Raw genomic sequence first — 13,532 nt, 5'->3', positions numbered from 1 at the left:
CACATAACAGAAGTAGCTATTGTTTTATAGTATATTTAAAATAGTAGCTACAAATTAAAAAGAGATTACGTTTTTCACACTAAGTATGACTATCATGTAAAAAGTATTTAATTTTTATATGATAAAACACTTTTTTTTTATTTAAATCATTTAAATAATTGTTAGATTTGCTTTTTTATATAAGGATGAGTAGTGACCTTTTGTGATTACAAGTGTCTAAATTAATATAAGTCCCCTAGCTATTGAAAAATCTTGATGATACAAAACTAAGTGATGAAGAGTTGGTTAGTAAAATTGTAGAAACAAATGATAGTAATTTGTTCGCTATTTTATACGATCGTTACGCAGGTGTTGTATACAATAAATGTTATGGTTTTTCGAAAAACAAAGAAGAAGCTCAAGATTTAACACACGATGTTTTTATTCGTTTATTTGTTAAATTAAGAACCTTTAAAGGTAAATCTAAATTTTCTACTTGGTTGTATTCTTTTACTTATAATTTTTGTGTAAATTATGTGCAGAGAAATAAAGAAAAGAAAAAAGAAAAAGTAACAGTTGTTACAGATCAAGTTAAAGAAAATAGCAATGAGGAGGAAATTGATGACGCTACTTTATTTGAGTTAAAGTCAGATAAACTAGCTAAAGCACTTGAAATTATTAGTGTTTCTGAAAAAATGATTTTATTAATGAAGTATCAAGATGATATGAGTATTAAAGAAATTACAGAAGCATTAAGTTTAGGAGAAAGCGCAGTAAAAATGCGTTTAAAACGAGCAAAAGAAAAAGTTATAAAAGCATATAACGCACTGTAATACTAGTCATGGAAAATCCATTTAAAAAAATATTACATAATGAAGAGTTGCCAGAAGTACTTAAAGGAAAAGTACTAAATGATGTGGCAATGATTAAGCTAAGTATAGATTTAGCCGACTTATTTGTGGTAAAATACCCAAGTACAATAGCTAATTTGTTTACTGCTAGTGCGTCAGAAAAAGATAAAAAAATATAGATTCTTAAAAAAAATAAGTAAAAATTAACACACAATAACAATGATAAATGCATTACAAATTGATGTTTTAAAGCCTTTTCAAGATATTTTTATAAATATTGTTGATTCGTTACCTACTGCTCTTGGGTTTATTGGGTTTGTAATTTTATCATGGTTAATTATTAAACTTTTTCTATATATTTTAAGAAAGGCTTTATCTAAAACCAAAATTGATGAATGGTCTAAAAAATTAAGTGAAACTGAAATTTTTGGAAATTCAACTATAAATGTTGTATTAACAAATGTTATTGTTGCTGTATTAAAGTGGTTTTTAATTTTAACTTTTGTTATGGCTGGTTCAAATATTTTTGGACTATCTGTTGTTTCAGAAGGTATACGTAGTTTTTTTGCTTATTTACCTAGATTATTAACTGCTTTAGGAATTTTTGTTGCAGGTGTATATTTAGGCACTGTTGTAAAAAAAGCGATTCAGACAATGTTTAAATCGTTAGAGGTTTCAGGTGGTAATTTAGTAGGTAACATTGCTTTCTATTTGATAATAGTTTTTTTATCAATAACAGCCTTAGATCAAGCAGGAGTTGATACGTCAGTAATAAAAAGTAATTTAACACTTATTATAGGTTCTATTCTTTTAGCATTTACATTAGCATTTGGTTTAGGGGCAAAAGAAGTGGTTGTACGATTATTGTATGGTTTTTACTCAAGAAAAAATGTAAGTATAGGTAAAAAAGTAATTATAGGTGATTTTACAGGAGTTGTAACAGGTATAGATAACATTTGTTTAACAGTGGTAACAACTGAAGGAAAAACTGTTGTATTTCCAATAAAAGAAGTGGTAAATAATATTATAGTTATAGAAAATTAGTGAGTTTCTGTATTACGAAAAAAAATAAGTAAATGATAGGTTTCGGGGGACATCTATCTTAATTGGTAAAGATTTTTTCTTTACTGTAATGACCATCGAAAGATGGTCATTTTTTATATTTAATATTAAAAATGATGCTATAATGTTAATTGATCCTTGGAGTGTTTTCTCTCTTTATTAAGAAGGGTATTCTATTGGGTGCAAAAAGTAAGTAAATTAATAAATTATTAAGATGTTTACTTTACTATAATAAAAATTAGAAATAAGAATAAAAAAAGCCACTTTTAAAGTGGCTTTTTTTATTCAAAAGATAAGTGTAGGAATACACCTCGCGTACCTAAATAATCTATTGGGTCAGTCCATTGGCTCGGAGAGTTATTGTCGGGTATAAGTTCGTTATTTACAGCAAAAACACCTCTAATGGAAGGTGAAAATTTAAAGTAATTTAAATAAAAATCAACTCCAATACCAACTTCATACATTAAGTTATTAGTAGTTGTTCTAAACTCACCTACTGTATTGTCATCACTATTATTTTCATTACTAGAGAAATTATAATCATATGAAACACCACCTAATACATAAGGTCTTATATTATTTAATCTATTAGTACTAAATTTTAGTATTAGTGGTAGGTGTAAGTATGTTGCTCCAACCTCTCTTGTGTTTATGTTTTTTGATCCAGGAATATGCTTAAAAAGCAGTGTTTTGGTGTTTGACATTAATCCTGGTTCAAATCGTAGATTAATGTTGTTGTGTAGCCTTAAATCGGCAATTAAGCCAACATTAAAGCCTACAGAAGTTGTAACCTCTACTTCAGCATTGTTAAAAGCACTTGGTTTATAAGCTACTTTATAGTCATTATTATTTACTCCCAAATAAAAACCATAATGAAATAAAGGTTTGTCAAAACTTGGAAGATTTAATATTTTTTCGGTTTGAGCATGAGTACATACTGTTAGAAAACCAAAAAATCCGAAAAGCATTTTTTTTTTGAACATACTATTTAAAAGCTGTGTAAATTGATGCAACTCCAAAAGTTACAGGTGAATTATTTACATTCTTAAACCCGTTTTTTTGTAAAATATTGTTAAAGGCCTGGCCAAAAGGAAAAGAATTTGCACTTTCTGATAAATAAGAATAAGCAACCTTGTCTTTTGAAAATATTTTACCAATAATAGGAAGTAAAATGTTTGTGTGAAATTTATAACCTTGTTTAAAAGGAAATCTAGTTGGGTTAGAGGTTTCTAGTATAACTAATTTGCCTTTAGGTTTTAAAACTCTGAGTATTTCTGTTAATCCTTTATCAAGATTTTCAAAATTACGTACTCCGAAAGAAACAGTTATAGCATCAAAAGTATTGCTAGCAAAAGGCATGTTTTCACTATCTCCAACAACCATTTCTATTTTACTTGCTAAATTAGCTTTGTTTATTTTTTGTTTACCTACCTCTAACATTCCTGCTGAAATATCTAAGCCTATAATTCTATCAGGGTTTAAATCTGCCATCATTAAAGCTAAGTCACCCGTACCAGTGGCAATATCTAAAATTTGTTTCGGGTTATTTTGGCTAACTAATTTCACTACTTTTTTTCGCCAACTAACGTCAATTCCTAAAGAAATAACACGGTTTAGTCCGTCATAATCTTTAGAAATATTGTCAAACATTTTCACTACCTGTTCTTTTTTTCCTAATTCAGAATCTTTGTATGGTTTGATGGTTTTTGACATGGTTTTTAAATTATCCGTTAATAGCAACTACTTCGTTAATTTGATCAGGTAACATATCTTTAAGCATTGTTTCAATACCGTTTTTTAAAGTTACTGTTGATGATGGACATCCACTACAAGCACCTTGCAAAATTACGCTTACTCTTTTTGTATCTTTATCATACGATTGAAATGCAATGTTTCCACCATCAGAAGCTACTGCGGGTTTAATATATTCATCTAATATATCAACAATTTTAGCTTCAGTATCCGTTAAAGATTCCTTAGGTATTTCAACGTTTTGTTTTGTTTGTTGCTTAGGAAGTTCTTTAATAATTGTTTTTCCATCTTGAATATAACTTCTAATGAACGAACGAATTTCTTGGTGTACTTCATTCCATTCTATCATATCGTATTTTGTTATTGATACATAGTTCTCAGAAATAAAAATTTCTTTTACAAACGGAAATCCAAATAATTCTTGAGCTAAAGGTGATGATTTGCTAGCTTCCTCAATATTTTTAAATTCAACATCGGTTTGAGTTAATGCTTTGTTAGAACCGAATTTCATAACAGCCGGATTCGGAGTAACTTCTGCATATATTTCAACAGCTTCTTTTTTAGTTGAAACTTCTTCTACAAGTTTGTTTCCTTCCTGTAAATAGTTTTCAATTTGTTCACGAAGTTCTTCTTCTACATCTTCCCACTGAACAATATCATAGCGCTGAATAGCAATGAAGTTTGCGGTAATTAATATTTTTTTTACAAAAGGAAGGTGAAAAAGTTGTTGTGCTAAAGTTGAATTTTTAGCCTCGTCTATATTATTAAATTCATAACTACCTCCATTTACTAAAATTGTATTGCTAACAAATTTTAATATAGTTTCGTTATTGGTTTCTTGTATGTTTATTTTTATTGTGCTCATAATAAGGTGTAAAATGAAGTGCAAAATTACGGTAAAAAACTGAGATATGGTTACATAATAAAAACCTGCAAAAGCAGGTTTTTATTATGATTTATTTGTTGTTTACTTATAGGTTAAAAGTAAGTGTGCCAGAAATACTTGTAGTGTTTTTATTAACGGTTAAATCACCGGTATTATAGACTGTGTAAAACTGCTTGTTTTCTCTTTTAGAGTATGATAAATCAAATTTTGTGTTTCCAAAATTATATCCTAAACCTGTAGAAAAACCGCTTATGTTGTCTTTGTTCGTGTTTCCTCCTAGTAGTAGGTTTGGGTTTTTTTCATAATGATATCCACCTCTAATACTCATTTTATCAAAACGCCATTCGGTACCAATATTTAATATTTGTGTGTTTTGGTAATTATTAGCAAAAGCTGTATTTTGTTCAGAGAAATTACCTCCACTAAATTTAGTGTTTGTATAGTCTTTGTAGGTGTAATCTACACTAATTAATCCATTTTTTCCAAATACATAAGCTCCACTTGCTGTTACTTTACTAGGTGTTCTAAGGTTATAAACACTTTCTATAAATAAGGGATTTTCTTCATAGTTGTTATCAACATTAGGAGCTATTAAGTCAAAGTAGCCAATGTAATTTTTAAATATTATATCATTATCATTATAAGCAATTAAATTACTACGTTCACGAACTTCTCCATGCCAAGTGGGGGTTTCGTAAGCTAAACCTATACGTATATTTTGGTTAAATTTGTAAATAAAACCTAAATTCAAAGAGAAACCATTAGCATTAAAATTACTGTCTTGAGCATTAAAAGCATCTAATGTGTTTTCGTTATCATCATTATTAAACTCGTTTAATTTTACAAGTTGATTAAATTCAGTGCTATGAAAATTTAATGTAGCCCCTACAAATAGTTTATTTTGATGAACGCTTGAAAATCCAATGCTAAAAACACTACTTTGTCCTGATGTTTTATTTTCAAGGTGTTGTTCTTGTGGATTATCGAATGTTATTGAAGTGTCATTAAGATGTTCTGTAAAATATGCTTCGCCACTATTTCCATTAGCGGTATAGAAACTATTAAAATCTTTTTTTAGCCTGTAGTTAAAACTTAAAGCAAAGCGATTCCAGTCGGAATTATAAGCAGTTTTAAATGAAAAAATACCACCAGCTTGGCTAATGTTAAATTCGTTATTTTGAGTGTTGTTGGTGTTTCCATAATACATTGAGGAGTACTGCGTATTTTTATTATTTAATGTAGCAGAAAATACACTTTTTTTAGTGATAGAAGCACCTGCAGGATTAATTGCTAAAGATGAAATATCACCACCTAAAGCTCCAAAAGCACCACTCATTGCTTCAAATCGAGCGGTTCCGTAATTAGCATCTTCCGAGAATAAAATCCCTAATTCATTATAATTTAATGATTGTGAAAAACTAGTAAATGTACTAGCGATAAGTATAGCAAATGTTAAAAATAATTTCATTTGTTAATTTTTTAGTTAAAGCATTTTATAAAAGTAGCTTAAATTAGCGTCTACTAGTTCTTGTACTTCTATTAGATTGAGTACTTCTAGAAGGTGTAGTACTTCGATTGTTTCTTATTGATGAAGATCTAGAGTATGTTTTTGAATTATTAGTACTATTTCTTTTTGATGAATAGTTTTTCGATGTTTTATTAATAGTGGGTCTACGCGTTGAGCTACTTCTTTTAGTCCTGTTACTAGATTTTGTTCGCGTATTTCTAGTAGGTTTTACGCTTCTGTTAGTTTGATTGTTGTTTCTAGTGCTTTTTTTGTAAGTATTAGAAGATCTTCTTGTTGTAGAGTATTTTCGGTTGTTATTCGAATTACTTCTTGTATAAGTAGTTCCGTTTCTTTTAGATGAGTAAGTTGTTCTATTACTTCTGTAGTAATTAGCTCCGTTGCGAGCTCTATAATAACGACTGTTATAATAATTTTGTCTATAGTAAGGGTGTGTATAATAGCTATTGTAATAACCGCCTAATCCTATAAAAATTCCATTATTATAATAATGTCCATAGTTATATGGATGCCAGTAATTATTGTATCCCCAATTATAACTTCTGTAGCCAGAACGCCACCAAGGTCTGTTGTAGTTGTAACCATAATAAGTGTCCCAATTATTGTAATAACCCCATTGAGGATATGTGTTTATATTAACAACAACATCTCCAGAGTTACGGTTATAGCCCCACGGTTCATTACTGTCATAATTTTGGTTATTTTCATTATCATAAATAATGTTTTCTTCTGTGTCAAAGTTATTTTCTTCTGATGCGTAATTTTCAATATCAGTAAATATATCTGTACCACTTAAAGTGCCTAAGCGTTCAACTTCTTTTGTAAAGTAGTTTTCTTCGTATTTATTGTAATTATTTTCATCAGTAGCAATAACAGTGCGTTTAGTTTGTAGTTGCTCATCATCCGCATAAATACCATCATCACTATTAGCAACAGTTTGCATTGTACCACATGAAACAAAAGTTGCTATTATAAATAAAGATAGTATATAAAGAGGAAGTTTGGTATTGGTATAATGTAACTTCATTGCTTAAAATTTTAGGTTATAAAAACTAATTTAAAAATTGAATTGCAAAATATTATTTCTTTGTTGGGCTTGTACCCTTTTTAATGTAGTTTTGCAGTGACAATTTACATAAAAAAATAACAATATTTATGCCAAACTTTTGATTATGAGCAAACATTTGACAAAAAGAGACGAAGATTACTCAAAATGGTATAACGAATTAGTTGTAAAAGCTGATTTAGCTGAAAACTCGGCAGTTAGAGGGTGTATGGTAATAAAACCATATGGATATGCTATTTGGGAGAATATGCAAGCAGAATTAGATAGAATGTTTAAAGAAACAGGGCACCAAAATGCTTATTTTCCATTGTTTGTACCTAAAAGTTTATTTGAAGCTGAAGAAAAAAATGCTGAAGGTTTTGCAAAAGAGTGTGCTGTTGTAACACATTATCGTTTACAAAATGACCCTGATAATGAAGGTAAGTTAAGGGTTGATCCTGATGCTAAACTTGAAGAAGAGTTAGTTGTTAGGCCAACATCTGAAGCAATAATTTGGAATACTTATAAAGGGTGGATACAGTCATATCGTGATTTACCATTATTAATAAATCAATGGGCAAACGTTGTTCGTTGGGAAATGCGTACGCGTTTATTTTTACGTACAGCAGAGTTTTTATGGCAAGAAGGGCATACAGCTCATGCTACAAAAGCTGAAGCTGTATCAGAATCTAAACAAATGCAAGAAGTATATGCTACTTTTGCAGAAGAGTTTATGGCAATGCCAGTTATAAAAGGAGCTAAATCAGAGAGTGAACGTTTTGCAGGAGCTGAAGAAACTTTTACAATCGAAGCATTAATGCAAGACGGAAAAGCTTTACAAGCAGGAACATCTCACTTTTTAGGGCAAAATTTTGCAAAAGCTTTCGATGTAAAATATACTTCTAAAGAAGGAAAGAAAGAATACGTTTGGGCTACTTCTTGGGGAGTTTCAACACGTTTAATAGGTGGTTTAATTATGACACACTCTGATGATGCTGGTTTAGTATTACCTCCAAAATTAGCACCTATTCAAGTTGTAATTATTCCTATATATAAAGGTGATGACCAATTAGAAGTTATTTCTGAAAAAGTAGCTGTAATCGTAAAAGACTTGCGTAAAAAAGGTGTTTCTGTTAAGTTTGATGATAGAGACACTTACAGACCAGGAGCTAAATTTGCAGAATACGAATTAAAAGGTGTTCCGGTAAGAATAGCAATGGGTAATCGTGATTTAGAAAATGGCACTGTTGAGGTTGCTCGTCGTGATACTTTTGAAAAGCAAACAGTTTCTATAGACGGTGTTGTAGAGGTTGTACTGAGCTTATTAGAACAAATTCAAGATAATTTATTTAATAAAGCATTAGATTATCGAAATTCTCACATAAAAGAAGTTGAAACCTTTGATGATTTTAAAGATGTGATAGAAAATAAAGGAGGTTTTGTTTTAGCGCATTGGGATGGAACCGAAGAGACAGAAGACAAAATTAAAGAGCTTACAAAAGCAACCATAAGATGTATTCCTAATGATGCAAAAGAGGAGGAGGGTAAATGTATATTTACAGGAAAATTATCAAACAAAAAAGTTCTTTTTGCTAAAGCATATTAAAAATAATAAAATTACTATCTAAAACCCTACATTTGTAGGGTTTTTTATTTTTTATACTTCCTTTATCTACTCTTATAAAGAAAAATAAAACAGTATTCTAATTGTGGTTAAGAGAATATGTTTAGTGTTGTATAATTCTTTAAAATAGAAGGCGTTTTTAGTTGAGTAAAGGCAATTGAATAACTAATGCTAATTAGCATTAGTATCTATTTCTGTTATAAAAAAAAGAAAAAACAATTAGTTATAATAGCTGTTTTTTGTTTAATTGTCTTAAAATCAACTAATATTGAGGGTGGTGTATGTTTTTGTTCATTGGATAATGTTTTTTTATTTTAAATAAAAATAAAAAAAATTTGTGTAAATAAAAAACAGTTGTATATTTGCACCCGCAATCAGGAAAATTGATTGTTATGGTCCGTTCGTCTAGGGGTTAGGACGCCAGGTTTTCATCCTGGTAACACGGGTTCGATTCCCGTACGGACTACAATTTTAAGTTGTAGTTTAAAAAGAGTAAGGTTTTTTTAAAAAACAAAAGTTCAAGAAAATTAAAATTAAAATTATTGCAGATATAGAATATTATTGTATATTTGCACTCGCAATCAGAAAGATTGTTTTGGTCCGTTCGTCTAGGGGTTAGGACGCCAGGTTTTCATCCTGGTAACACGGGTTCGATTCCCGTACGGACTACAAAGTTTTTATAAACAATTAAGAATTTAGTATAATGGCAAATCACAAGTCAGCAATTAAAAGAATTAGAAGTAACGATGCAAAGCGTTTAAGAAATAAATATCAGCATAAAACTACACGTAATGCTGTTAGAAGATTAAAGGCATCTGAAGATAAGAAAGAAGCTGAAGGTATGTTTTCTACAGTAGTTTCTATGTTAGATAAATTAGCTAAAAACAACATTATTCATAAGAATAAAGCAGCTAACTTAAAGTCTAAATTAGCTAAGCATGTTGCGGCTTTGTAAGTAATTACAAGCTTTTTTTAAAAAAAAATATTAAAAAACGCTTCGATTTATCGAAGCGTTTTTTCTGTTATAATATTATTTTTAGGATGAAACTAAATCAATAAAAATAAACATTACTTAAATTTGTGATTAGGCGTATATTTTTGTCAATCTAAACAGAAAATTTCTATATTTCTTACCTCTCTAAATTGTGCTTTAAAAGCTTTTATTTTAGCGTTAAAATTATTATGCAAATGCTATTTTCTACTATTAAAGTAATTGATTGTAGATTGATAATTTAAACTTATGGAGCTTGACACTATATTAAAAACCTTATTTATTTACATTTAGCAAGTTTTGTATAGGTTATTTCTTTTTTATAACCCTGTTATTAAAAAAAATATAAGTTTTCGTCATACTTCATATTCCTTTTTAATATCAGGGTAGTTTTTAAACAAAATTAAGTAAGATCAAATCCAAAATTTATCACATTTACAATTGTGAAAAAACAGTCGTGTATCTATATAATAAACCTACATTTCTATCATGTCTAAATGGTATTATAAGAATTTTTATTTTAATGTTTAAAGGTTATTATAGCGGTAATAGGTATTTCTATTACTTAAATAGATGTTAATGTTTCTTATAAATAGCAAAGTGCTAAAAGCTGGTGTTTAGCTTCTAAAAGTATTTTTATATGCTTTTACCAATCATATTTTTTATGAGCGTCTAATCGAATAAAAATAAATAATAGCACCGTAAAACCCCATAAAGAAGATCCTCCGTAGCTAAAAAAAGGTAATGGAATACCTATTGTTGGTAGTAGTCCTATAACCATTCCAATGTTTACTATTAAGTGAAAGAAAATAATTGAGGCAATTCCATAACCATATATTCTACCAAATTTATTGGTTTGTGTTTCTGATAAATATATAATTCGGTACAGAAGAAGCATAAATAGAATAATAACTAACGAGCTACCTAAAAATCCCCATTCTTCACCAATAGTGCTATATATATAGTCTGTTTCTTGCTCGGGTACAAACTTACCTTGAGTTCTGTCGCCCTGTAAAAAACCTTTGCCTAATAACCCTCCGGAGCTAATGGTTAGTTCTGATTGGTAAGTATTATACCCTTTATTTTTAAGGTCTGTTGTTTTTCCTAAAAGAATATCAAACCTGTCTTTTTGGTGTGGTTCTAAAATATTATCGTAAGTATAGCCGATGCCGAATACAAATAACGTTGTAAATACGTATGCAATTATTATTTTAATAGCATTAAAACGTAAAAAACGATGATCTTTATAAAAACCATAAAAAACAGCTAGTGTAATAACAAGCAAGCAAGTTAAAAGAATCCATTTAGCTCCAAAATAAATAGTTAGAATGAATAAAATTATTGATAAAGCTCCAAACAAAAGATAGTTCAAGCTCAACCCCTCTCTATTTAAAACAAAAAAGAAGGCAAAATATATTAAAACCGAACCCATATCAGGCTGCAAAGCAATAAAAAAAGCGGGTAAAAATATAACTACAAATGCTTTTAGTTGATTCTTTATTAATTTTAAATTATATTTTCTATCACTCATTAATTTAGCAAGCGCTAATGCTGTAAAAGATTTGGCAAATTCTGAGGGTTGTAAACCTATTCCTCCAAAATTATACCAAGAAGTTGCTCCGTTAATTTTTTTACCAAAAATAAATAGACCTGCTAATAATACTAGTGAAAATACATATAAAACACTTGCAAATTGTTCGTAAAATTTCGAGTTAAAAAAAAGAATTAAAATGATAACAGGAATGCTTAAGCAAATAAAAATTATTTGTTTTCCGTATTTTGTAGAAAAATCAAAAACTTCTCTAGTGTCATCAGTAGATGATGAAGCGTAAATATTCATCCAGCCGAAACCAACAAGTACAATATATAAGCTAACAAGCAACCAGTCGATGCCTTCAAAAATGTTATTTCGTTCCTGACGCAAGTGTATCTGTCTTTTTAATTAATTTATCATACTCCTTTTGAAGACTCATAGTAATCAAATGTTTTTCAAGCCGTTTATTAGTAATTGATTTTCTTAGGTATTTTTCTATTAATAGACTTGTAACTGGGCCTGCTATGGTAGAACCATAACCTCCATTTTCTACAAATATAGCTATTGCTATTTTAGGATTGTTTTTTGGTGCAAAGGCTATAAAAATAGAATGATCTTGTGCTTGTACTTTTTCTCCATCAATCATTTTAATTTTATTTTCAGCAGTTCCTGTTTTTCCACAAATTTCAATACCTTCTATTTGATATCGTCTAGCTGTACCATCAGTAAAAACCTCATGCATTGCTTCAATAGCAATAGGAAAGTGTTTTGGATTTATAGTTGTGTTTCTACGAGTTGTATAAGTAGAATCTGAAATTTTTTTATGATTAATTTTCTTAACTATATGAGGTGTATGAAAGTATCCTTTATTAGCAATAGCGGCTGTCATGTTAGCTAATTGCATTGGGGTTGTTAATATTTCTCCTTGCCCAATTGAATTTGAAATTGTGTAAGTAGATCTCCATCTGTTTTTATACCATTTATTATAAAAAGCAGCATCAGGTACCATTCCTTTTCTTCCAACAGGCAAGTCATAACCTAAAAAATTACCTAACCCAAAACTTTCTACGTGCTTGTTCCAAGTATCCATACCTGTTTTTGGGTTACCTGATTTATCAATGATTTTTTTATATACTGTTGCGAAATAACTGTTACAGGATTTTGCTATTGCTGTTTTTAATCGAATAGGTCTTCCTGTTATACCACAATGGCAACCCATAAACTGATTCCGACTACTACCATACCTATATCCGTGATGGCAGTACACTCCGAAATTTTCATCAATAACTTCTTCCTGTAAACCTATTAAACCATTAATAATTTTAAAGGGAGAGCCAGGAGGGTACATAGCTTGTAATCCTCTATCAAAAGTAGGCATATTAATAGTGTCGTTAAATAATTTTACAGAATTAGGAGAACGTTTTCTTCCTACTAATAAATTAGGATCGTAAGAAGGAGCGGTAACTAATGCTAATATTTCTCCTGTTTTAGGTTCTATAGCTACAATTCCACCTCTTTTACCAGACATTAATAATTCACCATATTGTTGTAGTTCACTATCAATGGTAAGTGTTAAATCTTTACCTGTTACAGCAAGGGTATCATAAATGCCATTTTTATAGGAACCCGTAATTTTATTTAAGTTATTTCTTTTAAAGCGTTTTTTTCCTTTAACACCTCTAAGAATTTTTTCATATTCTTTTTCTACTCCCATTTTACCTATAAGTTCACCTTGCTCATAATAATTATTTGTTCTTGCTTTTTGTTCATTAACTTCAGCAATAAACCCTAATATATTTGCGGCAGATTTAACAGGATAATCTCTAATAATACGTTTCTGAATATAAAAACCTTTATACTTTGGTAGTTTTTCTTGTAAATAAGCAAAATCTTCTTTAGCTAGTTGTTTTAAGAATACAGAAGGTAACCAACGCGCAAAATTATTTGCTTTTTCAAAACGTTTATGAAAACTTTTTTTATCTATTTTTAAAAGTGTACAAAACTCAGTAGTATCCAGAGGTTCAACATCTTTCGGAATAATCATTACATCATATGATAATTGATTTGCTACTAGTAATTTATTGTTTCTATCATATATATATCCGCGTTCAGGATAATCATATTCAATTTTTACAGCTGAACTTTGAATAGGGTTTAGGTCTGCTCCACGAATAACTTGTAGTTGAAATAGTCTAGCAATATAAATTATTCCTACTAGTGTAATTAAAAATATGAGCAAAAAACTTCGTTTCATTTATTGTTTTTTAATCTTTACACTTTTAT

Annotated in this window: 12 protein-coding genes and 2 tRNA genes; 7 read left to right on the top strand and 7 right to left on the bottom strand. The window is 29.4% G+C overall.

Annotated features, from left to right (window positions below):
* The first annotated feature begins 242 nt into the window (after positions 1 to 242).
* From ACN5J4_RS05345 to ACN5J4_RS05335, 3 genes are read left to right on the top strand one after another with little or no spacing between them, the layout of a single operon-like run.
* Positions 243 to 812 carry an RNA polymerase sigma factor gene (locus ACN5J4_RS05345; RefSeq protein ID WP_418651077.1) on the top strand — a complete coding sequence of 190 codons (570 nt, stop codon included), beginning with the start codon at positions 243 to 245 and terminating at the stop codon, positions 810 to 812.
* An 8-nt stretch (positions 813 to 820) separates the two neighbouring features.
* Positions 821 to 1,009: a hypothetical protein gene (locus ACN5J4_RS05340; protein ID WP_418651076.1), complete on the top strand. Its 189-nt coding sequence runs from the start codon at positions 821 to 823 to the stop codon at positions 1,007 to 1,009.
* 40 nt (positions 1,010 to 1,049) lie between these two features.
* A complete protein-coding gene (locus ACN5J4_RS05335) occupies positions 1,050 to 1,874 on the top strand; it encodes a mechanosensitive ion channel family protein (RefSeq protein WP_418651075.1) in 825 nt (274 codons plus the stop codon).
* A gap of 299 nt (positions 1,875 to 2,173) precedes the next feature.
* Here the strand turns inward: ACN5J4_RS05335 and ACN5J4_RS05330 are convergent, their stop codons facing one another.
* From ACN5J4_RS05330 to ACN5J4_RS05310, 5 genes are all read right to left on the bottom strand, one after another.
* Positions 2,174 to 2,860, bottom strand: a complete 687-nt coding sequence (locus ACN5J4_RS05330; protein ID WP_418651074.1) for a porin family protein — start codon at positions 2,858 to 2,860, stop codon at positions 2,174 to 2,176.
* A gap of 16 nt (positions 2,861 to 2,876) precedes the next feature.
* On the bottom strand, positions 2,877 to 3,605 hold the full coding sequence (gene ubiE, locus ACN5J4_RS05325; protein ID WP_418651073.1) for a bifunctional demethylmenaquinone methyltransferase/2-methoxy-6-polyprenyl-1,4-benzoquinol methylase UbiE: 729 nt from the start codon (positions 3,603 to 3,605) through the stop codon (positions 2,877 to 2,879).
* A gap of 10 nt (positions 3,606 to 3,615) precedes the next feature.
* Positions 3,616 to 4,509 carry a NifU family protein gene (locus tag ACN5J4_RS05320; protein ID WP_418651072.1) on the bottom strand — a complete coding sequence of 298 codons (894 nt, stop codon included), beginning with the start codon at positions 4,507 to 4,509 and terminating at the stop codon, positions 3,616 to 3,618.
* 106 nt (positions 4,510 to 4,615) lie between these two features.
* Positions 4,616 to 5,998, bottom strand: a complete 1,383-nt coding sequence (locus ACN5J4_RS05315) for an OmpP1/FadL family transporter (RefSeq protein WP_418651071.1) — start codon at positions 5,996 to 5,998, stop codon at positions 4,616 to 4,618.
* Positions 5,999 to 6,041: 43 nt separating this feature from the next.
* Entirely contained in the window at positions 6,042 to 7,082 is a 1,041-nt protein-coding gene (locus ACN5J4_RS05310; protein ID WP_418651070.1) for a hypothetical protein, read from the bottom strand.
* Between the two features lie 145 nt (positions 7,083 to 7,227).
* Here ACN5J4_RS05310 and proS point away from each other — a divergent pair, with 145 nt between their 5' ends.
* The 4 genes from proS (at position 7,228) to rpsT (ending at position 9,679) form a co-directional block, all read left to right on the top strand.
* Complete coding sequence (proS, locus tag ACN5J4_RS05305; protein WP_418651069.1) at positions 7,228 to 8,706, top strand: proline--tRNA ligase; 1,479 nt, start codon at positions 7,228 to 7,230, stop codon at positions 8,704 to 8,706.
* 412 nt (positions 8,707 to 9,118) lie between these two features.
* A tRNA-Glu gene (locus ACN5J4_RS05300) sits at positions 9,119 to 9,190 on the top strand.
* Positions 9,191 to 9,321: 131 nt separating this feature from the next.
* A tRNA-Glu gene (locus ACN5J4_RS05295) sits at positions 9,322 to 9,393 on the top strand.
* 34 nt (positions 9,394 to 9,427) lie between these two features.
* The gene (rpsT, locus tag ACN5J4_RS05290) at positions 9,428 to 9,679 is read left to right on the top strand and encodes a 30S ribosomal protein S20 (protein ID WP_260586913.1); all 252 of its coding nucleotides are present in this window, start codon (positions 9,428 to 9,430) and stop codon (positions 9,677 to 9,679) included.
* Between the two features lie 682 nt (positions 9,680 to 10,361).
* Here the strand turns inward: rpsT and rodA are convergent.
* Both rodA and mrdA read right to left on the bottom strand, forming a co-directional pair.
* The gene (rodA, locus tag ACN5J4_RS05285; protein ID WP_418651068.1) at positions 10,362 to 11,639 is read right to left on the bottom strand and encodes a rod shape-determining protein RodA; all 1,278 of its coding nucleotides are present in this window, start codon (positions 11,637 to 11,639) and stop codon (positions 10,362 to 10,364) included.
* Positions 11,620 to 13,503 carry a penicillin-binding protein 2 gene (gene mrdA, locus ACN5J4_RS05280; protein WP_418651067.1) on the bottom strand — a complete coding sequence of 628 codons (1,884 nt, stop codon included), beginning with the start codon at positions 13,501 to 13,503 and terminating at the stop codon, positions 11,620 to 11,622. The genes rodA and mrdA overlap by 20 nt, the downstream gene beginning before the upstream one ends.
* Positions 13,504 to 13,532: the final 29 nt, after the last annotated feature.

The sequence above is a fragment of the Tenacibaculum aestuariivivum genome (assembly GCF_964507685.1).
GTDB classification, from domain to species: Bacteria; Bacteroidota; Bacteroidia; order Flavobacteriales; family Flavobacteriaceae; genus Polaribacter; species Polaribacter aestuariivivum.
This window is presented reverse-complemented; position numbering and strand designations above follow the sequence as displayed.

Excerpts from the sequence above, each read along its gene's own strand:
- ACN5J4_RS05340 (WP_418651076.1), top strand. The coding sequence starts at position 821 with ATGGAAAATCCATTTAAAAAAATATTACATAATGAAGAGTTGCCAGAA.
- proS (WP_418651069.1), top strand. The coding sequence starts at position 7,228 with ATGAGCAAACATTTGACAAAAAGAGACGAAGATTACTCAAAATGGTAT.
- ACN5J4_RS05320 (WP_418651072.1), bottom strand. The coding sequence starts at position 4,509 with ATGAGCACAATAAAAATAAACATACAAGAAACCAATAACGAAACTATA.
- mrdA (WP_418651067.1), bottom strand. The coding sequence starts at position 13,503 with ATGAAACGAAGTTTTTTGCTCATATTTTTAATTACACTAGTAGGAATA.
- ACN5J4_RS05335 (WP_418651075.1), top strand. The coding sequence starts at position 1,050 with ATGATAAATGCATTACAAATTGATGTTTTAAAGCCTTTTCAAGATATT.
- ACN5J4_RS05310 (WP_418651070.1), bottom strand. The coding sequence starts at position 7,082 with ATGAAGTTACATTATACCAATACCAAACTTCCTCTTTATATACTATCT.
- rpsT (WP_260586913.1), top strand. The coding sequence starts at position 9,428 with ATGGCAAATCACAAGTCAGCAATTAAAAGAATTAGAAGTAACGATGCA.
- ACN5J4_RS05315 (WP_418651071.1), bottom strand. The coding sequence starts at position 5,998 with ATGAAATTATTTTTAACATTTGCTATACTTATCGCTAGTACATTTACT.
- ACN5J4_RS05330 (WP_418651074.1), bottom strand. The coding sequence starts at position 2,860 with ATGCTTTTCGGATTTTTTGGTTTTCTAACAGTATGTACTCATGCTCAA.
- ubiE (WP_418651073.1), bottom strand. The coding sequence starts at position 3,605 with ATGTCAAAAACCATCAAACCATACAAAGATTCTGAATTAGGAAAAAAA.